At 68.0% G+C, this 21,751-nt stretch carries 18 protein-coding genes; 12 read left to right on the forward strand and 6 right to left on the reverse strand.

Annotated elements, in window-relative coordinates; all coding sequences use genetic code 11:
• Positions 1-86 precede the first annotated feature (86 nt).
• Positions 87-1,286 carry a sensor histidine kinase gene (locus ACORQU_RS11790; RefSeq protein WP_491641361.1) on the reverse strand — a complete coding sequence of 400 codons (1,200 nt, stop codon included), beginning with the start codon at positions 1,284-1,286 and terminating at the stop codon, positions 87-89.
• Between the two features lie 115 nt (positions 1,287-1,401).
• Between ACORQU_RS11790 and ACORQU_RS11795 the strand changes: the two genes are divergently transcribed.
• The 5 genes from ACORQU_RS11795 (at position 1,402) to ACORQU_RS11815 (ending at position 6,368) form a co-directional block, all read left to right on the forward strand.
• Positions 1,402-1,848: a DUF2946 family protein gene (locus ACORQU_RS11795; protein WP_491641363.1), complete on the forward strand. Its 447-nt coding sequence runs from the start codon at positions 1,402-1,404 to the stop codon at positions 1,846-1,848.
• A 92-nt stretch (positions 1,849-1,940) separates the two neighbouring features.
• Positions 1,941-3,980 carry a TonB-dependent receptor gene (locus ACORQU_RS11800; RefSeq protein WP_491645093.1) on the forward strand — a complete coding sequence of 680 codons (2,040 nt, stop codon included), beginning with the start codon at positions 1,941-1,943 and terminating at the stop codon, positions 3,978-3,980.
• Positions 3,980-5,398: a PepSY-associated TM helix domain-containing protein gene (locus tag ACORQU_RS11805; protein WP_491641364.1), complete on the forward strand. Its 1,419-nt coding sequence runs from the start codon at positions 3,980-3,982 to the stop codon at positions 5,396-5,398. Before ACORQU_RS11800 ends, ACORQU_RS11805 begins: the two co-directional genes overlap by 1 nt.
• Before the next feature lie 84 nt (positions 5,399-5,482).
• Positions 5,483-5,953, forward strand: a complete 471-nt coding sequence (locus ACORQU_RS11810) for a copper chaperone PCu(A)C (RefSeq protein WP_271647126.1) — start codon at positions 5,483-5,485, stop codon at positions 5,951-5,953.
• A gap of 64 nt (positions 5,954-6,017) precedes the next feature.
• The gene (locus tag ACORQU_RS11815) at positions 6,018-6,368 is read left to right on the forward strand and encodes a hypothetical protein (RefSeq protein ID WP_491641365.1); all 351 of its coding nucleotides are present in this window, start codon (positions 6,018-6,020) and stop codon (positions 6,366-6,368) included.
• Between the two features lie 19 nt (positions 6,369-6,387).
• Here ACORQU_RS11815 and ACORQU_RS11820 read toward each other — a convergent pair whose 3' ends face one another.
• Positions 6,388-8,016, reverse strand: a complete 1,629-nt coding sequence (locus tag ACORQU_RS11820; RefSeq protein ID WP_491641366.1) for an AMP-binding protein — start codon at positions 8,014-8,016, stop codon at positions 6,388-6,390.
• 188 nt (positions 8,017-8,204) lie between these two features.
• On the opposite strand from ACORQU_RS11820, the gene ACORQU_RS11825 reads away from it, so the two are divergent.
• A complete protein-coding gene (locus ACORQU_RS11825) occupies positions 8,205-8,657 on the forward strand; it encodes a hypothetical protein (RefSeq protein ID WP_491641367.1) in 453 nt (150 codons plus the stop codon).
• Positions 8,658-8,760: 103 nt separating this feature from the next.
• On the opposite strand, the gene ACORQU_RS11830 is transcribed toward ACORQU_RS11825, so the two are convergent.
• The 3 genes from ACORQU_RS11830 to ACORQU_RS11840 are packed head-to-tail and all read right to left on the reverse strand — an operon-like array spanning position 8,761 to position 13,115.
• Entirely contained in the window at positions 8,761-9,492 is a 732-nt protein-coding gene (locus ACORQU_RS11830) for a phosphoadenylyl-sulfate reductase (protein ID WP_271647122.1), read from the reverse strand.
• Entirely contained in the window at positions 9,489-11,225 is a 1,737-nt protein-coding gene (gene cysI / locus ACORQU_RS11835) for an assimilatory sulfite reductase (NADPH) hemoprotein subunit (RefSeq protein WP_491645095.1), read from the reverse strand. Before cysI ends, ACORQU_RS11830 begins: the two co-directional genes overlap by 4 nt.
• Positions 11,226-11,270: 45 nt before the next feature.
• Positions 11,271-13,115: an assimilatory sulfite reductase (NADPH) flavoprotein subunit gene (locus tag ACORQU_RS11840; RefSeq protein WP_491641368.1), complete on the reverse strand. Its 1,845-nt coding sequence runs from the start codon at positions 13,113-13,115 to the stop codon at positions 11,271-11,273.
• A 153-nt stretch (positions 13,116-13,268) separates the two neighbouring features.
• Here ACORQU_RS11840 and ACORQU_RS11845 point away from each other — a divergent pair, with 153 nt between their 5' ends.
• The 3 genes from ACORQU_RS11845 to cysN all read left to right on the forward strand — a co-directional run bounded on the left by ACORQU_RS11845 (position 13,269) and on the right by cysN (position 16,899).
• Positions 13,269-14,021: a sulfite exporter TauE/SafE family protein gene (locus ACORQU_RS11845; RefSeq protein ID WP_491641370.1), complete on the forward strand. Its 753-nt coding sequence runs from the start codon at positions 13,269-13,271 to the stop codon at positions 14,019-14,021.
• 89 nt (positions 14,022-14,110) lie between these two features.
• Positions 14,111-15,025, forward strand: coding sequence for a sulfate adenylyltransferase subunit CysD (gene cysD, locus ACORQU_RS11850; RefSeq protein WP_491645097.1), 915 nt, complete (start codon positions 14,111-14,113; stop codon positions 15,023-15,025).
• A complete protein-coding gene (gene cysN / locus ACORQU_RS11855) occupies positions 15,025-16,899 on the forward strand; it encodes a sulfate adenylyltransferase subunit CysN (RefSeq protein WP_491641371.1) in 1,875 nt (624 codons plus the stop codon). The genes cysD and cysN overlap by 1 nt, the downstream gene beginning before the upstream one ends.
• Before the next feature lie 108 nt (positions 16,900-17,007).
• On the opposite strand, the gene ACORQU_RS11860 is transcribed toward cysN, so the two are convergent.
• On the reverse strand, positions 17,008-17,319 hold the full coding sequence (locus ACORQU_RS11860) for a hypothetical protein (RefSeq protein WP_491641372.1): 312 nt from the start codon (positions 17,317-17,319) through the stop codon (positions 17,008-17,010).
• A gap of 396 nt (positions 17,320-17,715) precedes the next feature.
• On the opposite strand from ACORQU_RS11860, the gene ACORQU_RS11865 reads away from it, so the two are divergent.
• Genes ACORQU_RS11865 through ACORQU_RS11875 form a run of 3 tightly spaced genes read left to right on the forward strand, consistent with a single transcriptional unit; the run spans position 17,716 to position 21,709 of the window.
• A complete protein-coding gene (locus ACORQU_RS11865; RefSeq protein ID WP_491641373.1) occupies positions 17,716-19,155 on the forward strand; it encodes an alanine/glycine:cation symporter family protein in 1,440 nt (479 codons plus the stop codon).
• Positions 19,156-19,158: 3 nt separating this feature from the next.
• Positions 19,159-20,040, forward strand: a complete 882-nt coding sequence (locus ACORQU_RS11870) for a TrmH family RNA methyltransferase (protein ID WP_491641374.1) — start codon at positions 19,159-19,161, stop codon at positions 20,038-20,040.
• Positions 20,041-20,056: 16 nt separating this feature from the next.
• Positions 20,057-21,709, forward strand: coding sequence for a hypothetical protein (locus ACORQU_RS11875; protein ID WP_491641375.1), 1,653 nt, complete (start codon positions 20,057-20,059; stop codon positions 21,707-21,709).
• The last annotated feature ends 42 nt before the right edge of the window (positions 21,710-21,751 follow it).

Consider the following 21,751-nt stretch of genomic DNA (forward strand, 5'->3'; position numbering starts at 1 on the left):
GGATGACGCCGCGTTGTCTTATCGGCAGACCATGTCCTGGGCTGAAGACCTGCCAGGCAGCAGAAATGGCTTGCTCAGCGATGCATTCAGGCGCGGGCCATGGACACGGTGAAGCGAGTCCCACGGCCGGGGCGGGTGGTCAGGCGGACTTCGCTGCCCAGCGTCTGGGCGGTGCGGCTGACGATCCACAGGCCCAGGCCCAGTCCGTCGCTGGCCGGGTCGCCCTGACGGAAGGCATTGAAGACCTCATGGGTGGTCTGCGCGTCCATGCCTTGGCCGGTGTCCAGGACTTCCAGCAGGACCTGATCGCCACGTCGACGGCAGCCAACCAGCACCTTGCCGGTGGCGGTGTACTTGATCGCATTGCCCACCAGGTTGCCGATCACCGTGGCCAGCAGCGTGGGGTGGCTGCGTACGCGCAGGTCCGTGTGGACCGCGTGCAGTGCCAGTCCGCGCTGCTCGGCCTGGCGGCGCCAGGTTTCCAGTACCGGCGCAAGCACTTGGGCGATCGGGAACTCGGTCATGCGCGGCGAGGTTCCCGAGCCTCCCGCCGCCGCCATGGTGGCCAACTGCTCGAAGTCCTTGGCGATACCAGTGAGGGACTGCTTGGCGCTTTCCAGCTGCGCGGCCAACGGTGGCTCGACACTGCGACGGACCTTCTCGATCGTGTAGGAGGCCGCGCGCAGCGGTGTCTTCAGGTCGTGCCCGGCGATGGCCATCAGCCGGCCACGGTAATGCGCCGCTTCCTGCGCATAGGCCAGGGTACGGCGCAGTTCCAGCTGGGCCATGGCCTGCCGTGTCAACGCGGTCAGCGCCTCGCGCTGGGCCTCCGAAAGCCGTCGCGGCTGGGTGTCGAGCACGCAGACGGTCCCCAGTGGCAATCCATCCGAAGTCTTGAGCAGCGCACCGGCGTAGAAGCGAAGGTGCGGGTCGCCGGTGACCAGTGGATTGCGGACGAAGCGCGGGTCTTCCAGCGTGTCCTCGACCACGAACAGCGCGTCCTGCGCGATCGCATGGGCGCAGATCGAAGAGGTCCTTGGTGTCTGCGGCGCTTCCAATCCCACTCGGCTCTTGAACCATTGCCGGTCGTGGTCGACCAGACTGACCAGCGCCATGGGCGTGCCGCAGATCAGCGCGGCGATACGGGTGATGTCGTCGAAGGCCGGCTCGCGTGGCGTATCCAGGATCCGGTAGCTGCGCAAGGCTTCCAGGCGCAGGCTTTCAGAAGTTGGCGTCGGTGTCTCGGCGATGGCCTCGGGGGCAGGCTCTGGGTTCGTCGAATCCATGGTCACAAGGGGCGCCGGAAAAGCGGGGCCGCGAGCTTAAGCCACCGGCGCATGCGGCGACGTCAATGGCGTTCGAAGAGCGACCCGACCTGGACCATGGTCTAGACTGCGCGCCATGCTGCGTCACCGTCGCTTCCTGCTCGCCATGCACCGGCTCGCCCTGATGGGTGTGCTGATGATGGCTATCGCGCCGGCGGTGAGCCGTTGGATGCAGTGGCACGGCGCGCAGGCGCATGTCGCGCACCTGGTGGAACTGTGCACGGGGCAGGGCCTGCGGCTGGTCGATCTGGATCACCCCTCCGATGGCGCGCGCGCGCCGGCCGTGGCGATCGAGCACGCGGGCATGGACCAAGGCGACGGCATGCCCATGCCGGCCGGGCACGACGGCGCGGCCTGTGATTACTGTGTGCTGGCGGCCAACCTGCTGCCCTTCGTGCTGCTGGCGCTGATCCTGCCGTTGCTGCAGCTCGCGTCGCGCACGCTTTCCTGCTCCCATGTCCTGCCGCGCCCAGGCGCGGCCTGGCCGGCCCACGCCGCGCGCGGCCCACCGCTCCACGCCTGACACACGCCGTTCTTGATCCGCTGCCGGCCTCGCGTGGGCCAGCGGCGGCCACTCCGTGTTCGCTGGAGCTTTATTCCGTGGAATCCTTCCGTTTGCCGCCCGATCGGGCGGTATCGTGGCGTCGTGCGCCGACGCGACCGTTCTGCCTCGCCCTGGCCTTGCTGGCCTGCACCGGCCAAGCCGCCGCCCTGGAGCAGGACGATGCCGTGCTCACCCTGGGCCAAGTGCAGGTCCAGGCCGCAAACCGCGGCGCCTTGCCTGCGCACAAGGTCATCACTTCGGTTGATGTGGTCGGTGCCGACCAGGTGCGCGACCAGCATGTGGACAACACCTGGGAGTTGTTCGGCAAGGTGCCGGGCATGCAGCTCACCCCGTTCCGCATGGGTACGGTGGGGGGCAGCTTCTCGTTCCGCGGGTTCAATGCCGAGGGGCGCATCAACGCGGTCAAGCTGCTGATCGACGGCATCCCCAGCAACGACAACGCTGGCGCGATGCCCTACCTGGACGCGGTGATGTCCGGCGACATCGCCGCCATCGAAGTCGTGCGCGGTACCAATGATGCGCGCTACGGGCTCAACGCCATCGCCGGCGACGTCAACCTCGTCACCCGCACGGGCGGCAACGAGGGACGGCTGAATGTCACCGTCGGCAGTTACGGCACGCGCGAGGTGCAGCTGTCCAAGGGTGTTGAATCCGGGCCCTGGACGCAGAACTACTTCCTGGGCTGGCGTGATTCGGACGGCTACCGGGACCATGCCGACGCGGTAAAGCGCAATTTCGCCGCCAAGTGGGGCTACAACGCGGCAGACGATCGTTGGCGCGTGCTGCTGAGCACGCGCTACTACCACAACGCTGCGCGCGAGCCGGGCTACTTCAGCACCTATGCGCTGGCGAAGGCCACCCCGCGCGACGCGGTGTCCTACGCGGCGGCAGACGGCGGGCAGCGCCAGACTGCGCAGAACGCGCTGCACCTGGACGGTCGCCTTGGGCAGGCCTGGACCTGGAGCGGCAAGGCCTACGTCAACCGCTACACCAATGCGCGGTTCGTGCGCTTCTCGCAGACCGGCAGCCAGCAGGAGCGCGACAACGACGAGACCCAGCGGGGCCTGCTCGCGACTGCGACCTGGAGCCCGAGCGGCATGTTCGCGCTGGAAGGCGGCGCGGACGCGCAATGGCAGGACAACACTGCGCGGCGCTGGCGGACCGCGTCACAGGCCCGCTTGGCGCTGACCCGCGACTGGGATTACACGCTCGACACGCGCGGCGCTTATCTGCAGGCGGTGCTGCAGCCGATCGAAGGGCTCAAGCTGGTGCCGGCATATCGCATCGACCGTGTCGACGGCGCCCTGCACGACCGCATCACCGGCCTGCGCTACGACACCTACGGCTACGGCACCATCCGCCAACCCAAGTTCAGCGCCTCGTATGCGTTGAACGAGGCCACGACGGCCTACGCTAACTGGGGTCGCACCTTCCAGATCGGAGCCGGCGATGGCGCGTATCGCACCACCGTCCACGATCTCGGTCCGTCGATCAACGATGGCTGGGAAGCGGGCTTCAAGCTCGTGCCGACGCCGTGGCTGAGCGGGCGAGTGGCGTACTGGGAACAGCGGGCCTCCGGGGAAGTGGCCACCATGCTGGGCGCCACCGGCACCGGCAGCGATGTCACCAACGTTGGCCGCACCCTGCGACGTGGCTGGGATCTGCAGGCCAACCTGCAGCCGGGGCAACGCTGGAGCGCCTGGTTCGCCTATTCGCGGCAGAAGGCCACGGTGGCCGAGGCTGCACCGGATGCGCCGCTGACCGAAGGCCGTCAGATCGAGAACGTGCCGCGCTGGCTGGCGAGCGCCGGCGTGGACTGGCAGGTCACCGATCGGGTGAAGCTCAGCGCCTGGGGCAACGGCCAGGGCGATTATTATCTCGAACGCACCAATACGCTGGGCCGCTACGGCAGCTACGCGCTGGCCAACCTCGGCGCGACCTGGACGCTGGACGCGCGCAACGAAGTCTCGCTGCAGCTGAAGAACGTCACTGATCGCTTCTACGTCTACGCGTGGTACGACAGCGGCAGCTATGGCTTCTCGCCTGGCGACGGGCGCGCGCTCTACGCCAGCTGGACCTGGAGCTTCTGATGGCCACGCTTGCGACGACGTCCCGGCGTGGCATCGGTGCCGCTTCGCTGTATCGCGCGGTGTGGCGCTGGCACTTCTACGCAGGCCTGCTGGTGCTGCCGTTCCTGGCGTGGCTGGCCCTGACCGGCGCGGGCTTTGTCTATCACAAGCCATTGGACCGGCTGGTGCATCACGCGTTGCTGGTCGTGCAGCCGAGCGCGACGCAGGCGACGCCGCAACGCATCGCCGATGCTGCCCTGGCCGCGCAGCCGGGCCAGGTGTTCCGCTATACCACCCCGGCCCAGGCCGATGCGTCGGCGGAGGTCGGCGTGATCACCGCGACCGGTGCGCGCCGCGTGGTCTATGTGGATCCGGCCGATGCGCGGGTGCTGGGGTCGCTGCCGGATCGCGGCACCTTCGGCTGGACGCTGCGTCGCCTGCACAGCCTGGATCTGCTCGGCGCGTGGGCCAGCGCGCTGATCGAAATGGCCGCCGGCTGGACGATCCTGCTGGTGTTGACCGGCGCCTACCTGTGGTGGCCGCGCGGGAGGACAGGCGGCGTGGTCACGGTGCGCGGCAGGCCGACGCAGCGGCTGTTCTGGCGCGACCTGCATGCGGTGCTTGGCATCGGCGCGGGCGCGGCGGTGCTGTTCCTGGTGCTGACCGGGATGCCGTGGTCGTGGCTGTGGGGCGCGCAGGTCAACCAGTGGGTCAATGGACACAACTTCGGCTATCCGGCCGGCGTGCGCGTGCAGGTGCCGATGTCGCAGGCGCGCCTGGCGCAGACCACGGTGCCGGCCTGGTCGCTGGAGCAGGCGCGCCTGCCGCAGTCGATGCCCAAGGATGCGATGGCCGACATGCCCGGCATGAATCACCCGGGTCACGCCAGGAGCGCTGGCACCGCGCCGCAAGTCGGTGCGATCGGGCTGGACCGCGCATTGGCGATCTTCGCTGCGCGCGGCATCGGCGCCGGCTACAGCGTGTCGATGCCGCAGGGTGCGCGCGGCGTGTATACCGCCTCGCTCTACAACGGACACCTGGATCAGCAGCGTGTGATCCACCTGGACCAGTACAGCGGCAAGGTGCTGCTGGATATGGACTATGCCGACTACGGCCCGGTGGCCAAGGCGTTTGAGTGGGGCATCAACGTGCACATGGGCGATGAGTTCGGCAATGCCAACCGGCTGCTGCTGGTGCTGGCCTGTGCCTGCACGCTGCTGCTCTGTGTCAGCGCGGCGGTGATGTGGTGGAAGCGGCGTCCGCGCGCCGGGTTGGGCGTGCCGCCGCTGCCCGCGCAGCCGCGGGCGCTGAAGATGGTCGTGGCGCTGCTGGCGGTGGGAGGCGTGCTGTTCCCGTTGGTGGGCGTTTCACTGCTGCTGGTGCTGGTGTTCGATCTTGGCTGGATGCAGCGCCGGCAGCGGCGTCTGCACACAACGTAGGACAGACAGCCGGCGACCGTGCCGGCATGCTGTCCCCAACGGCGGCGTCGTCCGCCATCGACCTTGAAGGAGAGGGCAAGGCGCATGTTCAAGACCATCGTTATCGCGGGGCTGCTGGGGTTGTTGCCCGTGGCCCAGGCCGCCACGCCGTCGCCGGCCATCCAGGTGCGCGAGGCCTGGACGCGGGCCACACCGCCGCATGCACCGACGGCGGTCGGATACCTGACCCTGGTCAACACCGCGGCACAGGCCGACCGGCTGGTGGGCGCGCGCTCGCCGGCGGCGGCGCGCGTGGAACTGCACGAGAGCGCCATGCAGGGCGGGGTCATGCGCATGCGCCAGGTGGATGGCGTGGATCTGCCTGCCGGCGCCACCGTGTCGCTGGCCCCGTCCGGCACGCATCTGATGCTGGTCGCCCCCACCGGGCCGCTGGTGGCCGGGCAGCAGGTGGAGGTCACCCTGTCCTTCGCCCACGCGCCGGACCTAGTCGTGCACCTGAAGGTGATGCCGCTGGGCGCGGCCGGTCCCCACGACATGCACGACATGCACATGTGACCGGTTAAGGTCGAGGCCAAGCGGACCCGGTGTGGTCCGCCTCGCCGACCGGGGAACAGCGGGCATGAAGCGTCTTTCGCGAATGGTGGCGCGTCTCTACGCACCGGCGCCGGTGCTGGTCGCCACTGGCTGGGGCCTGTCCTTCGCGGCCGAGCACGCGCGTGGCGTGCTCGGCGTGGAGGGCGCACACCATGCGGCGTCCCTGCTTTCGCTGCTGGGGACCGCGCTGGGGTTCATCTGGGCGATGCTCGCCAGCTGGCGGCTCTATCTGTGGCTGCGTGGCCTGGAGCAGGGCAGGTGCCACTGCGGCGGCCTGCTGTCGCGCCCGCGGCGCAAGCGCGGCGTGGCGTATCGCAAGTGCCTGGCCTGCGGGGAGAAGGTGCCGCTGACCAGCGCCCCGGCCGTTGCCGAATGAGCCACGGGCAGCGGCGGTCTCAATCCGCCGCTGCCGCCTGCGCGCCTTCGACTTCCGCCCTGGCCTGGTGGCGCAGCAGAAAGCGCTGGATCTTGCCGCTGGGGGTTTTGGGCAGTTCGGCCACGAAGGCGATCTCGCGCGGATAGGCGTGCGCGGAAAGACGCTTTTTCACGTATCCGGCCAGCTCGGTGGCCAGCGCATCGCTGCCTTCCACGCCCGACCGCAGCACCACGTAAGCCTTCACCAACTCGCGTCGTTCGGGATCGGGCTTGCCGACCACGCCGGCCTCGACCACATCGGGGTGTTCGAGCAGGCAGCTTTCCACATCGAACGGGCCAATGCGGTAGCCGGCCGAGGTGATCACATCGTCGCTGCGGCCGACAAAGGCGATGCTGCCATCGGCATTGCGCTCGACCGTGTCGCCGGTGAGGTACCAGCCGTCCTTGAACGGCTGCGCTTGCGCCTTCCAGTAGCCGCGGAAGAACAGCGCGGGGGAATCGGCAATGTGCACCGCCAGCATCCCCGGCACGCCGACCGGCTGCGGCTGGCCGTCCTCGCTCAAGACGTCCAGCCGATAGCCGGGCAGTGGATAGCCTGCGCTGCCGGCCTGTACCGGATGGGACAGCGCGTGGTGGTTGCACAGGGTCATGCCGGTTTCGGTCTGGCCGTAGTGGTCGTGGATGACCGTGCCCAGCGCCTTGTCGAACCAGCGGATGACCTCCGGGTTGAGCGGCTCGCCGGCGCTGCTGACCGCGCGCAGCTGGCCCTTCACCGGCGCGGCCGCTGCGTCACCGGCGGCCATCAGCATGCGATAGGCCGTCGGCGCGCCCATCAGGTTGGTCACGCCGAGCTCGGCGATGGTCCGGTAGCAACTCTCCACCGTGAACGGCCCTTCGTGGAAAGTCACCGAATGTCCCAGCGCCAGCGGACCGGTGATGCCGTAATACAGTCCATAGGCCCAGCCCGGATCGGCGATGTTCCACAGGACGTCGTCCTCGCGCACGTCCACCGCCTCGCGCATGTAGGTGGCGATCACGTCCAGCGCGTGGAGCGGGACCAGCAGGCCCTTGGCCGCGCCGGCCGTGCCGGAGGTGAACATGACCATGCACGGGTCCTCGCGGTCGCGGGCGACCGGATCGAACGCCTGCGGCAGGCCCTCCAGCGCGGCCCAGAAATCCTCTGCATCGCCGCTGCCGAGGGTCAGCACCGGTGGATGGTCCGGCACCTCGTCCAGCTTGGGCCGCTGGTCGGCCGAAGCCACCACCAGCCTGGCGCCGCTGGTAGACAGGCGGTGTTCCAGCGACTTGGGGCCGAAGGCGGTGAACAGCGGCTGGTAGACCGCGCCCAGGCGCCAGGTGCCCAGCACCACGATCAGCAACTCCAGCCGCCGCGGCAGCAGGCCCGCCACCACCTCGCCCGGGCCGACACCACGGGACAGCAGCAAGTGGGCGAATTGGGCCGACCACGCGTCCAACTGCTCGAAGGTATAGCGACGCACCACGCGTTGCAGGTCGATCCAGCACAGCGCCTCGCGCTGCCGGCCCAGGTGCGCGCCGACGCAGGTCTGCCAGGCGTTGACCGGGCCCGGCGCGGGCGTGGTGTCCAAGGTGCGGAGGTGTTCGAAATAATCGCGCTTGACCATGCCCATGTGTCCGGAATCCATTGTTCGGAACAGTAACCGGTTCAGTGCGCTGGCGTATCGTTGTCAGCGACATATCGCCGCCATGGCATCGTTCAAGGTGCGCACATCGGTCGGGCGAGGCCAGGGCTGTCCATTCGGGACATGCACGCCTGATCACGTCAGGCTGCGGACCCGAGGTTGCGCACGGAGGTGTCATGAAGAAGCGTGGACGACGGGTCGTTTCCCTCGTGGGCCTGGTGATGTTCCTGGCGTCGTCGTTTAACAGCCTGGCGCTCAGTTGCGACCACTATCCGACACGCCTTCGCCGTGCGGAGGACGTCTATGTCATCGTTCCCCATGAAGTCTTGTCCCGTCGGCACGTGCTCGCGCCGTATTCCCGCATTGCGGGCATGCCCGAAACCTACGACCTGGTGCGCTTTGAGGTGCTCGAAACCCTGCGCGGCCCCAGGCTGCGACAGCTTGACCTGTACTGCGGCAGCGGTTGCGGCGACAACCGGACGAGGCGTTCTGTGTTCAATGTGGCGACGCCAAGCGCCGACGGCCAGCCGCGCATGATCATTGCCTGCAACGTCGGTCCCGCTGACGATCAGGCTGACGAGGACACCAAGCGGGCGCTGGACGACGTGCGCGAGCGTGCGTATCGCTGATCTGGGCCGCCCTGCCTTTGCGTCGGCTCGGCAGGGTGGGCAGGAATGGAAAGGGCCGGTACTGAGGCCGGCCCTGAAAGGGAGATAGGACGGTACGTGCGAGTCAAAGCTGCTCGTGGATCCCGCACTCGCGCTTGAGGCCGAAGAAGCGGGTGTCTTCCTCGCGCATGCCCGGCTCCCAGCGGCGGGTGGTGTGGATGTCGCCGATGGAGACGTAACCCTCATCCCACAGCGGGTGGTAGGGCAGGTCGTGGGCTTTCATGTACTGCCAGATGTCGCGGTCGGTCCAATCGGCGATGGGGCTGACCTTCCAGCGCGTGCCGCGCAGCTGCACGATGGGGGTGTCGGTGCGGCTGGTGGACTGCTGGCGGCGCAGGCCGGTGAACCAGGTGCCGACCTCTAGCTCGTCCAGCGCACGGCGCATCGGTTCGACCTTGCGCAGGTTGTTGTACTGCTCGATGCCGACCACGCCCTGCTCCCACAGGCGGCCGTGACGCGCTTCCATCCAGGCGCGACTGACCAGGGGGCGGAACACCTGAATGTTGAGCTTGAGCCGGTCGATCAGGGCGTCGGCGAAGCGGTAGGTTTCCGGGAACAGATAGCCGGTATCAACCAGGATCACGGGGATGTCCGGACGCTGCTGGGTCAACAGGTGCAGGGCCACCGCCGACTGCGCGCCGAAGCTGGAGGACAGCGCGGCCACGCCCGGGCCATGTTCCAGGGCCCAGGCCACGCGCGCGGGCGCGTCCAGCTTCTCCAGCGCGGCGTTGGCGGCTTTCAGGTCGATGGCGTCAGCCGCGCGCGGGCGCGGCGTGTTGGCAGGCAGCGCGTTCATGCGTGCAGCTCCACGGGAATGGATCGATGGGTGGGGTAGGGCGGCAAGTCGATCTCGCCGGCCCGATGCAGGAAGTCACCGAAGCCCTCGTCGCCTGCGCGCTCGGCGGCGTAGCGGCCGAACAGCGGGTCGAGCGCGCCGAGGATCTCGTCCTCGGTGATGTTCTCGCGATACAGCGTGTTGAGGCGCTGGCCGCGGTGGTCGCCGCCGAGCATCAGGTTGTAGCGTCCCGGGGCCTTGCCGACCAAGGCGATCTCGGCCAGATACGGGCGCGAGCAGCCATTGGGGCAGCCGGAAATGCGCAGCACGATCGGGGCTTCGGCCAGGCCATGCCTGTCCAGCAGCGGCTGCAGCTTGTCGGTGAACGCGGGCAGGTAGCGTTCGGCCTCGGCCATGGCCAGGCCGCAGGTCGGCAGGGCCACGCAGGCCATGGCCTTGCGCGCCAGCGCGGTCGGCAAAGCGTTGCCGGCGTCCAGGCTGTGCTGGGCGATTCGCGCGTCGACCTCCGCCTTGAGCGTGTCGTCGACGTTGGAGATCACCAGGTTCTGGTTGGCGGTCATGCGGAATTCGCCGATGCCCGCCTCCTGCAGCAGCGCGGCGATCTCGCGCAGGCCGGTCAGATGGGTGGCGGCATCGACATCGGCGATGCGGCCGGCGGAGATCGACAGGGTCAGGTGCCAGCGACCGTCAGTCCCCTGCGTCCAGCCGAAGCGGTCGCCGTTGTGGTCGAAGGCGAACACGCGCGCGGGCTGGAACTGCACGCCGGCACGCTGCTCGATCTGCGCCTTGATGAAGTCCAGGCCCTTGTCGTCGATGGTGTACTTGAAGCGCGCGCGCTTGCGCACATCGCGGTTGCCGAAGTCACGCTGGGTAGTGACCACGGCGGTGGCGACATCGAGCAGTTGCGCGCGCGGAATGAAGCCGACCACGTCGGCCACGCGCGGATAGGTGTCCGCATCGCCATGGCTGGCGCCCATGCCGCCGCCGAGGCTGACGTTGTAGCCGACGACCTGACCGGCGTCATCGGTGATTCCGATGAACCCCAGGTCGTTGGCGAACACGTCCACGTCGTTGGTCGGCGGCAGGGCGAAGCCGATCTTGAACTTGCGCGGCAGGTAGGTGTCGCCGTAGACCGGCTCGGTCTCCTCGCCGGCGCCGGCGACCTTTTCTTCGTCCAGCCAAATCTCGTAATAGGCGCGGGTGTTGGGCAGCAGGTGCTCGGAGGTGGCCGCCGCATCGGCGTAGAGCGTGGCGTGCGCGTCTGACAGCAGCGGGTTGGCCGCCACCTGCACGTTGCGGTTGACGTCCCCGCAGGCGGCCAGGGTGTCGATCAGCGCGGCGTTGATCGCCTGCATGGTGGCCTTGAGCTCACGCTTGATCACGCCGTGGAACTGGAAGGCCTGACGCGTGGTGACACGCAGCGAGTGGTTGCCGTACTGGGTGGCGATGGCGTCCAGCTTCAGCCACTGCTCGGGGGTGATGACGCCGCCCGGCGTGCGCGTGCGGATCATGAACTGGTAGGCCGGCTCCAGCTTCTGGCGGCGACGCTCGTCGCGCAGGTCGCGGTCGTCCTGCTGGTAGCTGCCGTGGTACTTGATCAGCGTCTGGTCATCCTCGCGCAGCGCGCCGGTGACCGGGTCGGCCAGGCTCTCCAGCAGACTGCCCCGCAGGCGGCGGCTTTCGGCTTTGATGTCTTCGACGGAATGGCTGCTCATGATCTTCTTTGTCTGAATCGCGGTGTCCGCAGGCGCGGTGTACGGCGGGGAAGGGGCTGGACGTCAGTAGACGTCGCGGCTGTAGCGTCCCTCGGACTGCAGGGTGGTGAGGTAGTCGTGGGCGGCTTCGGCATCCAGGGCGCCGTGCTCGGCGACGATCTCGCTCAGCGCGGCATGCACGTCCTTGCCCATGGCGATCGAGCCGCACACGTAGAAGTGCGCGCCGCCACGCAGCCAGTCATAGACCTCGCGGCCGCGCTGGCGCAGCTTGTGTTGCACGTAGACCTTGTCGGCCTGGTCGCGCGAGAAGGCCAGGTCCAGCTTGTTGAGTTCGCCGCGCTTGAGCGCTTCCTGCCATTCGCTTTGATACAGGAAGCCGCTGTTGAAGTGCTGGGCGCCGAAGAACAGCCAGTTGCGCCCCGAGGCGCCTGTTTCGGCGCGTTCCTGGGTGAAGGCGCGGAATGGCGCCACCCCGGTGCCCGGGCCGACCATGATGATGTCGCGCGTGCCGTCGGCCGGCACGCGGAAGCGCTCGTTGGCCTCGACATACACCGCGGCGTGGTCGCCTTCGGCCAGGGAGGCGAGGAAACCGCTGGCCGAGCCGCTGTGCGCGTGGCCGTGCGCGTCGTAGTTGAGCACGTCGACGGTCAGGTGCACTTCCTCGCCCACGCGCTTGGCGCTGGAGGCGATGGAATACAGGCGGGGGGCCAGCGGGCGCAGCGCACCCAGCAGCTCGGCCACGTTCCATTCCACCGGCCAGCGGCGCAGCACGTCGATCACCTGGTGGCTGCCCAGCAGCGCGGACAGGTCGGCGTTGCCGGGGGTGAGCAGGTCGTCCAGCTCGCGCGCGCCGGCCAGCTTGGCATGGGCGGCCAGGAACGGGCGCGAGAGCTTGGTCAGTTCGCGATGACCGGCCAGCCATTCGCGCACGCTGCGCTCGCTGCCGTCGATGTGGTGGGCGGCATCGCCGTCCAGCTTCAAGGCTTCCAGCAGCGGTTCGACCAGCGCATCCGGGTTGCGGTGGACGATGCCCAGCGCGTCGCCCGGCAGATAGGACAGGCCGCTGCCTTCCAGGGACAGCTCGATGTGCCGCACCTGCTTGTCTGGCGCGCCGTGGCGACCGAACGCCGGGCCCTTGAAGTCGCGCCCGGCGATGGGCTGGCTGGCCAGCACCTCGGCCTGGAACGGCGCGCTGGGCGAGTAGACCGGCGTGGCCGCGGCCGGACGCAGCGGGGTGACCGTGGCACTGGGTGCGGCGGCGGACTTGAGGACGTTCCTGGCCTGCTCCAGGGCCTGCGCGCGCCAGGGCGCGGCAACGGTGTCGATGTCCATGTCGGCCTCGCCGGCGGCGAACAGGCGCGTGGCGCCCAGTTCGGCCAGGCGCGCGTCCAGGCGCCGGGAAATGCCGCAGAAGTCGGCATAGCTGGAATCGCCCAGGCCCAGCACGGCGAACTTCAGTTCCGGCAGCTTGGGCGCGCGACGGCCGGTGAGGAATTCGGTGAAGCCGATGGCATCGTCCGGCGGATCGCCTTCGCCCTGGGTGCTGATCACCAGGTACAGCAGGCGCTCGCCGGCCAGCTCGCGCGTGGCGTAGCGGTCGGCGCGGACCAGGCGCACCGCCAGCCCGGCGCCTTCCAGTTCTGACGTCAGGGCCTCGGCGGCACGCTTGGCGTTGCCGGTCTGGCTGCCATACAGCACGGTGGCGCGCTCACCGGCGCTGGCCGCAGGGGTGGGCGTGGCGGCCGGCACGGCCCCGACCGAGGCCACCGGATGGCCCTGGGCCAGGCCGGCGGCGTAGCCGGACAGCCACCACAGGCGCGCGGCGTCCAGGTCGCGGGTCAGGCGGTGCAGGGCATCGGCCTGATCGGTGGACAGGGGCAGGGGCGGGACGGGCAGGGCGCTGGACATGAGCGGCGGGCAGGGCGGAGCGACAGGGCTCGCAGGCTAGGGGCCCCCACGCGAGCGCGGAAAGGATCAACGGTTATGCGCTTATGCCATCCGCGCATTTCCGCCGCCTCCCACCCCTGCGGATACTGCGCCGCCCCGCTCTTCGATTCCCGCATGGACCTCTCCGCCGACCTGTTGTGGTATGTCGCCATCGGCTTCGGCGCGCAGCTGGTCGATGGCGCGCTGGGCATGGCCTATGGCATCACCGCCTCCACGCTGCTGCTGGGCGCCGGTGTCCCTCCGGCGGTGGCCAGCGCCACGGTGCATGCGGCCGAGTGCTTCACCACGGGCGCCTCGGCCGCCTCGCACCACGCCTTCGGCAACATCGACCGGGTGCTGTTCCGGCGCCTGCTGCTACCCGGCGTGATCGGTGCGGCCGTGGGGGCCTACCTGCTGGCCAGCCTGCCGGGCGATCTGATGAAACCCTGGATCGCCGGTTACCTGCTGCTGATGGGGGTGTGGATCGTGGTCCGGGCCTTCCGTCCCTACCAGCCGCGCAATGTGGCCTCGCACCTGCGCCCGCTAGGCTTCTTCGGCGCGCTGGTCGACGCGCTGGGCGGCGGTGGCTGGGGACCGGTGGTGGCCAGCAACCTGCTGGCACGCGGCAACGACCTGCGCCTGACCGTGGGCACCGTCAACGCGGTGGAGTTCTTCGTCACCCTCACCGCCTCGGCGGTGTTCCTGCTCACGCTGGGGTTCGGGCACTGGCAGATCATCGCCGCGCTGGCCATCGGCGGCGTGCTGGCCGCCCCAGTCGGTGCATGGCTGGTCAAGCGCGTGCGTCCGCGCCCCATGCTGGGCGTGGTCGGCGCGCTGGTGATCGCGCTCAGTACCCGCACCCTGCTCAAACACTTCAACGTCCTATGACTGATTCCGCCACCGCCTTCGATCCGCCCGTGCCGGGACCGGCCGGGGCTACCATGCCTGCTTCTTCCCAACGGGCCGCCCCGCGCGTGATGCCAGACGTCGTCGCCTCGCTGTCCCATCTCGATCGCCTGGAAGCCGAGAGCATCCACATCCTGCGCGAGGTCGCCGCGGCGTTCCGCAATCCGGTGCTGCTGTATTCGGTGGGCAAGGATTCCTCGGTGCTGCTGCACCTGCTGCTGAAAGCCTTCGCCCCGGCGGTGCCACCGATCCCGCTGCTGCATGTGGACACACGCTGGAAGTTCCGCGAGATGATCGCCTTCCGCGACCGCCGCGCCGCCGAGACCGGCGTGGACCTGCGCGTGCACATCAACCCCGACGGCGTGGCGCAGGACGTCGGCCCGATCACCCACGGTGCCACGGTCCATACCGACATCATGAAGACCCAGGGCCTGAAGCAGGCCCTGGATCAATACAAGTTCGATGCCGCCATCGGCGGCGCGCGCCGCGATGAGGAGAAGTCGCGGGCCAAGGAGCGGGTGTTCTCCTTCCGCAACGACAAGCATCGCTGGGACCCCAAGAACCAGCGCCCCGAGCTGTGGAACCTGTACAACGCGCGCGTGCACAGCGGCGAGAGCGTGCGCGCGTTCCCGCTGTCCAACTGGACCGAGCTGGACATCTGGCTCTACATCTACCGCGAGAACATCCCCGTGCCCTCGCTGTATCTGGCCCGCGAGCGTCCGGTGGTCGAGCGCGACGGTGCGCTGATCATGGTCGACGACGCGCGTCTGCCGCTCCACCCGGGCGAAGTGCCGATGATGAAGTCCGTGCGCTTCCGCACCCTGGGCTGCTACCCACTGACCGGCGCGGTCGAGTCCACCGCCGACACGCTGGAGAAGATCATCGCCGAGATGCTGGTGGCCACCTCCTCCGAACGCCAGGGCCGGGTGATCGACCACGACCCGACCGCCTCGATGGAGAAGAAGAAGCTGGAGGGGTATTTCTGATGACCGCGCACACCGACATCGCGACCTACCTCAAACAGCACGAATCCAAGCCGCTGCTGCGCTTCATCACCTGCGGCAGCGTGGACGACGGCAAGAGCACGCTGATCGGCCGGCTGCTGTACGACAGCAAGCGCCTGTTCGACGACCAACTGGCCGCGCTGGAGAGCGACAGCCGCCGCCATGGCACCCAGGGACCGGGCATCGATTACGCGCTACTCCTTGATGGCCTGGCCGCCGAGCGCGAGCAGGGCATCACCATTGACGTGGCCTACCGCTACTTCGACACCGACCAGCGCAAGTACATCGTGGCCGATTGCCCGGGGCACGCGCAGTACACCCGCAACATGGCCACCGGCGCCTCGACCGCGGATCTGGCGGTGGTGCTGGTGGATGCGCGCAAGGGCCTGCTCACCCAGACCCGGCGGCACAGCTACATCGTCTCGCTGCTGGGCCTCAAGCGCGTGGTGCTGGCGGTCAACAAGATGGACCTGGTCGACTTCGACGCCGGCGTGTTCAACGCCATCGCGCAGGACTATCGCGCGCTGGCCGCGCAGCTGGGCATCGAGCAGGTGCAGTGCATCCCGCTCTCGGCGCTGGAGGGCGACAACCTGTCCAGCCGCTCCGCCCGGACCCCGTGGTACGACGGCCCCAGCCTGATCGAGCACCTGGACAACGTGCCCGTGGACGCGCGCGAGGCCGACAGCGGCCTGCGCCTGCCGGTGCAGTACGTCAATCGCCCGAACCAGAACTTCCGCGGCTTCGCTGGCACCATCGCGGCTGGCGAAGTACGCCCGGGCGACGCGGTGGTGGTGCTGCCCTCGGCACGCCGCTCCACCGTGGCCCGCGTGCTGGACGCCAATGGCGAGGTGGACCTGGCCCGCGCTGGGCAGGCGGTGACCCTGACCCTGGCCGATGAGATCGACATCAGCCGGGGCGATGTGATCGCCGCGGCGGGCGACCCGCCCGAAGTCTCCGACCAGTTCGCCGCGCACGTGCTGTGGATGGACGATGCCGCGCTGCTGCCTGGCCGTCCGTACTGGCTGCAGGTCGGCGCGCGCACCGTCTCGGCCAGTGTCAGCGAGATCAAGCACCGCATCGACGTGAACAGCCAGGAGGCCCTGGCCGCCAAGCGCCTGGAGCTCAACGAGGTGGGGGTCTGCAATCTATCCCTGGACGAGCCGATCGCCTTCGAGCCCTATGCCCGCAACCGGGCCCTGGGCGGCTTCATCCTGATCGACCGCCAGACCAATGCCACCGTCGGCGCCGGCACGTTGGATTTCGCGCTGCGCCGCGCCGGTAACGTGCATTGGCAGCACCTGGACGTGGACAAGGCCGCGCGGGCCCGGATCAAGGGCCAGACGCCCAAGGTGCTGTGGTTCACCGGCCTGTCCGGCGCCGGCAAGTCCACCGTGGCCAACCTGGTCGACAAGCGCCTGCATGCGCTGGGCCACCACACCTTCATCCTGGATGGCGACAACGTCCGCCACGGGCTCAACCGCGACCTGGGCTTCACCGACGAGGATCGTGTGGAGAACATCCGCCGCGTGGCCGAAGTGGCGCGGCTGATGGCCGACGCCGGGCTGATCGTGCTGGTGAGCTTCATCTCGCCCTTCCGCGCCGAGCGGCGGATGGCACGGGAGCGCTTCGCCCCCGGGGAGTTTGTCGAAGTCTTCGTCGATGTGCCGCTGGCCGTGGCCGAGCAACGCGACGTCAAAGGGCTCTACGCCAAGGCCCGGGCCGGCAAGATTCCCAACTTCACCGGCATCGACTCGCCCTACGAGGCGCCTGAGGCGCCGGAGTTGCACCTGCGCGCCGACATCGCCACGCCCGAAGAGATGGTGGCCCAGGTGCTGGGGCAGCTCGGGCTGGAATAGGCGCCGTGCGCGAAGGCGGCGCACAGGCGTGGCATCCGCCATGCGGGCCCAGCCGTTCGCGCACGTCAGCCTCCCGCCACGGATGTCGCGCAGCGTAAGCCCTGCGCCTCAGCTGCCAGGACGCGAGGCGCGACGGTGGGCTCTCCCTCCTGCCCGGACAAGAATCATGTCAGGCAGCGTGGTTGGACCCGATGCCAGCCACTGGCATGACTTGCGCCCGGCGGCGAGGGTTTCGTCCTGCGCCGCTGGCGCGCCGATGACCTCCGTGCCCTGCTGGGCCATGCCGACGATCCGCCGGTCGCCGCGCGGGTCAGCGACCGTTTTCCCTCGCCGTCCACGCGTGCCGATGGCGAAGCGTTTCTTGCCGGTCGCGTCGTGGAGTTCGCCCAGCTGCCGCTGGCCATCGAGTTGGACAGGCATGCCCGTGGCGGCATCGGCATCCGTCGGGGGCAGGGCGCCGATGCCCTAGCGCCGAGCTGGTCGACCGGCTGGCACGCGGACTGGGGCCACGGCCGGACTACCGAATCGTGACCTGCTATGCGCCCCGGGTGATGGACGTGCTGCCGCCGTCGCGGCTGGCCGCAGTGACCCGGGAATCCGATCTCGCCTCGGCATGCGTTCTGCTCAAGGACGGCTTCGTCGAGGAAGGCACCCAGCGCCGCGCGGTGCTCAAGCACGCGCGCCTGCATGACCCGTGGGGTTCGCCCGGATCTGCATGCACGACTGAACCGCGGCGGGTGCGGCCGCTTCGGGTAAGGTGTGGGGCTTGGCGCAGTGCGCCTTCCCTGTTCATCACGCCCACGGAGCCCCTCGCCGGTGGAAAAACTCGTCTCGACCCTCAACAGCGTCATCTGGAGCCCGGCCCTGGTCTATCTGTGCCTGGGCGCCGGTCTGTACTTCTCGTTGCGCACCCGATTCATGCAGGTGCGTGGCTTCGCCGAGATGATCCGGTTGATGTTCAAGGGCCAGTCCTCGGCCTCCGGCGTGTCCTCCTTCCAGGCGCTGGCCATGTCGCTGTCCGGGCGCGTGGGCACCGGCAATATCGCCGGCGTGGCCACGGCCATCGCCTTCGGCGGGCCGGGCGCGGTGTTCTGGATGTGGGTGGTGGCCTTCCTGGGCGCCTCGACGGCCTATGTCGAGTCCACCCTGGGCCAGATCTACAAGGAGCGTGACCCGTCCGGGCAGTATCGCGGCGGCCCGGCCTATTTCATCGAGAAGGCCATGGGCCAGACGTGGTACGCCTGGACCTTCGCCATCGTCATGGTGGTGGCCGCCGGCCTGCTGCTGCCGGGCGTGCAGGCCAACAGCATCGCCCAGGGCATGGAGACCGCCTGGGGCATCCCCAATTGGCTCACCGCGCTGGTGGTGGTCATCGCGCTGGGCTTCATCATCTTTGGTGGGGTCAAGCGCATCGCGCGCTTTGCCGAATTCGTGGTGCCGTTCATGGCGCTGGGCTACATGCTGATGGCCTTGTACGTGGTGTTCACCAACCTGGGCCAGGTGCCGGTGGTGTTCGGCCTGATCGTCAAGTGCGCCTTCGGCATGCAGGCCGGATTCGGCGCGGTCCTGGGCCTGGCGGTGCAGTGGGGCGTCAAGCGCGGCATCTACTCCAACGAGGCCGGGCAGGGCACCGGCCCGCACGCGGCGGCGGCGGCCGAGGTCTCCCATCCGGCCAAGCAGGGCTACGTGCAGGCCTTCTCGGTCTACGTGGATACGCTGCTGGTGTGTTCGGCCACGGCGTTCCTGATCATCTCCACTGGCATGTACAACGTGGAGAACCCGGCCGGCGGCTTCCTTTATCAGGGCCTGCCCGGCGCCGAGGTCGGCCCGACCTATGCGCAGTCGGCGGTGGAAACCGTACTGCCAGGATGGGGGGCGGGCTTTGTGGCGATCGCGTTGCTGTTCTTCGCCTTCACCACCATCGTGGCCTATTACTACATGGCCGAGACCAACATCGCCTACATCAATCGCAAGGTGCACCGGCCGTGGATGACCTTCCTGCTGCGCATCTGCCTGATGGCGGCGGTGGCCTACGGCTCGGTGCGCAGCGCGAAGCTGGCCTGGGGCCTGGGAGATATTGGCGTGGGTCTGATGGCTTGGCTCAACATCATCGCCATCCTGATCCTGCAGAAGCCGGCGCTGCTGGCCCTGCGCGATTACGAGAAGCAGAAGAAAGCCGGACTCGATCCGGTGTTCGATCCGCAGGCGCTGGGCATCCGCAACGCCGAGCTGTGGAACGAGAAGAAGGCGGACTGATCCATGGCAGGTCCCTGGCAAAAGCTCCCGCCGCGTCGCGGCCAAGACGCGCGCGCCACAGGTCCGCGTGACCCGCGTGAAAGCGTGCCACACGCGGACGCGGCCACCCCTCGCGATCCTGCGCCGCGCGTGCCGGCCCGGCGTGGCGAGGAAGTCCGGCTGCATGGCCTCAATGCGGTGCGCGCGCTGTTCCAGGCGCGCCCCGAAGCCCTGCGCAAGCTCTACCTGACCCAGGCCCGCGTGCCGGCGCTCAAGCCGCTGCTGGCCTGGTGCGTGGCCAATCGCGTTGGCTATCGCGTGGTGGAGGAGGCCGACCTCAACAAACTCGCCGCCAGCGCCCACCACGAAGGCGTGGTGGCCGACGTGTTGCGTCGCGCGCCGCTGTCGCTGGAGGCCTGGCTTGCCGCATTGCCGGCTGGGCCGGCGCTGGCGCTGTGGCTCGATGGCGTGGGCAATCCACATAACTTCGGCGCGATCCTGCGTTCGGCCGCGCACTTCGGCGTGGCCGGCCTGCTGTTGCCGCAGGACTCACCCCTGGCCTTGTCAGGCGCCGCTGCGCGCGTGGCAGAGGGCGGCGCCGAAGCCGTGCCGCTGGTCCAGGCAGGTGACAGCGCAAGCGCCTTCGCCACCCTACGCGCCGCCGGGTTCGGCCTGGCCGCCACCCTGGTCGAGGGCGGCGACAACCTGTTCGCCGCAAAGCTTCCGCAGCGCCTGGTCTACGTCATGGGTGCCGAAGGCGAGGGCATGGACCGCAACCTGGCCAAGACCTGCGACCTGACGCTCTCCATCCCCGGCACTGGCCGCGTGGAGAGCCTCAATGTCGCCTCGGCCACGGCTGTCTTGCTGGCGCAGTGGGCATCGGTTATCAATCTCCCTCCAATCTAAGTCCAGGAAAGGCTAAGTGATCGAAAGTCGTTGGGAGCGCGTGCGCGCGCTCGAGAAAGTGTCGATTGCGCTGATTTTTATTTACAGCTTTTTCGGAATTTTCATGATGGCCATCGCGCCGCGGGTGCCGTATGCGGACGCGTGGCGATTCCTGGCCAATTTCCTGATCCGGGGATTCCCTCGCGATGTTCTAACTCCGGACAACGGGCATCATGAGCTGATTCCTAACATCATTCGGGTGACCGAACTCCATCTGCTCCACGCCAACCAGCTATTACAGATCGCTACCGGAATCGGGTTCTTGCTGGCGGCGCTCTGGGTTGGATGGAGAATCATCCGCGAGCTTCCAACTTCAGCCGCACGGGTGGCGGGGATGCTTGCCTTAGTGCTTGGACTGCTATGGCTTGGCAATGAGCGTGCGCTAAGTCATGCCAATGAGACGGTGCATGCCTACAGCGTCGTGTTCTTCATGATGCTTGGCATGTCTTTCCTCATGGTAGATCGCCCAAGCCTATGGAGAGTGGTCGGGGCAAGTTTCTGCGGGCTAATTTCTGCTTTCTGTTTCGGCAGTGGCATCGCAGTGTTTGCCGCGTTTGCCTCCGTCGTGTTCTTCGGACGCGGTGGTATCAAATCTTGGTTGATTCTGTTCAGTGGTGCTGGGCTCACGTTGTGGCTTCTGCATCTGACCGGGAGTTCATCCGGTGCCCTCATCTTCGCGCCTGGCAGGCAGCTGTATGCATTTGTGTCGTGGCTGAGCGGTCCCGCCATCTACGTGGGCTGGCCGGTGCTGGATCCGGTGGTTTCAAATAACCTGCCCGGCCGCTTGCAATTCATAGGCGGTCTCATGGGCCAGAAGTATCAGGCTGCATTCGGATCGGTGATGCTGCCGCAGCTGCCCCACCTATGTCTTGGTGTCCTGGGGATCGCTTGGTACGGCACCGAGGTCTGGCGTGCATGGAGGCGCCCGACACCCGTGTCGATGATGGGGGTCGGATTGGCCAGCTTTTCCCTGGCCGTCGCTGGTCTGCTCGCCATTGTCCGTTACCCTTATTTTCTGGCCCACGCCGACCAACTCCTGGCACCTCGGTACATTGTCTGGTCGAGTCTGTTCTGGTGTGGCCTGCTCGTGGCGATGATCGGTCGCTCCAGGGCGTGGTCCCGGGGGCCGCAGGTTGTGCTCCTGTTTGCCCTGATTCTTTTGCCCAGTGAGCTTTGGATGTGGCGTCTTGCGGACGGCTTGCGCATCACCGCCGAGCGAAACGCGGTGGCGGCAACGATGGGGATTGTCGACGGCACTGAAGGGCATGGGGAAAGTCGGCCCACCGACATCGCCAAGGCGTTGCCTTTGCTGAAGGCAGAAGATGCCGCGATGTTTGCCTTGCCTGAAGCGCGTTTGCTTGGCCAAGCATTGGTCGACGGGACTCACGTCAGGGTCGCCACGCGGGACGAGGAAGTCGTGCCGGTGGAAAATCTCATCGGTCCCACTGGGCGCAAGATCGTGTTCAGAGCGAAGGTTGACCAAGAGCGGTTGCTCCTGGTTGACCCGGATGGCGTCGTGAGAGGTATCGCAATGCGCGACGCGACCAAGCGTCACAACCATTGGGTGGGTTGGATGTCAGGGCAAGCGCCGCTTGGTCCGCCAGCTGTTTTTGCGCTATCGGACAATTGATCCCGCCATTGTCGATGGCGGGAGGGTCGTCGCCCTTGACCT

The sequence above is a fragment of the Pseudoxanthomonas sp. JC1303 genome, from assembly GCF_058448525.1.

Bases quoted from the DNA above. Each gene is read 5' to 3' on its own strand.
- ACORQU_RS11790 (WP_491641361.1), bottom strand. From the start codon at position 1,286: ATGGATTCGACGAACCCAGAGCCTGCCCCCGAGGCCATCGCCGAGACA.
- ACORQU_RS11815 (WP_491641365.1), top strand. From the start codon at position 6,018: ATGAAGCGTCTTTCGCGAATGGTGGCGCGTCTCTACGCACCGGCGCCG.
- ACORQU_RS11860 (WP_491641372.1), bottom strand. From the start codon at position 17,319: ATGCCTGTCCAACTCGATGGCCAGCGGCAGCTGGGCGAACTCCACGAC.
- ACORQU_RS11830 (WP_271647122.1), bottom strand. From the start codon at position 9,492: ATGAACGCGCTGCCTGCCAACACGCCGCGCCCGCGCGCGGCTGACGCC.
- ACORQU_RS11810 (WP_271647126.1), top strand. From the start codon at position 5,483: ATGTTCAAGACCATCGTTATCGCGGGGCTGCTGGGGTTGTTGCCCGTG.
- cysD (WP_491645097.1), top strand. From the start codon at position 14,111: ATGCCAGACGTCGTCGCCTCGCTGTCCCATCTCGATCGCCTGGAAGCC.
- ACORQU_RS11840 (WP_491641368.1), bottom strand. From the start codon at position 13,115: ATGTCCAGCGCCCTGCCCGTCCCGCCCCTGCCCCTGTCCACCGATCAG.
- ACORQU_RS11825 (WP_491641367.1), top strand. From the start codon at position 8,205: ATGAAGAAGCGTGGACGACGGGTCGTTTCCCTCGTGGGCCTGGTGATG.
- ACORQU_RS11870 (WP_491641374.1), top strand. From the start codon at position 19,159: ATGGCAGGTCCCTGGCAAAAGCTCCCGCCGCGTCGCGGCCAAGACGCG.
- ACORQU_RS11820 (WP_491641366.1), bottom strand. From the start codon at position 8,016: ATGGGCATGGTCAAGCGCGATTATTTCGAACACCTCCGCACCTTGGAC.
- ACORQU_RS11805 (WP_491641364.1), top strand. From the start codon at position 3,980: ATGGCCACGCTTGCGACGACGTCCCGGCGTGGCATCGGTGCCGCTTCG.
- cysN (WP_491641371.1), top strand. From the start codon at position 15,025: ATGACCGCGCACACCGACATCGCGACCTACCTCAAACAGCACGAATCC.
- ACORQU_RS11795 (WP_491641363.1), top strand. From the start codon at position 1,402: ATGCTGCGTCACCGTCGCTTCCTGCTCGCCATGCACCGGCTCGCCCTG.
- ACORQU_RS11845 (WP_491641370.1), top strand. From the start codon at position 13,269: ATGGACCTCTCCGCCGACCTGTTGTGGTATGTCGCCATCGGCTTCGGC.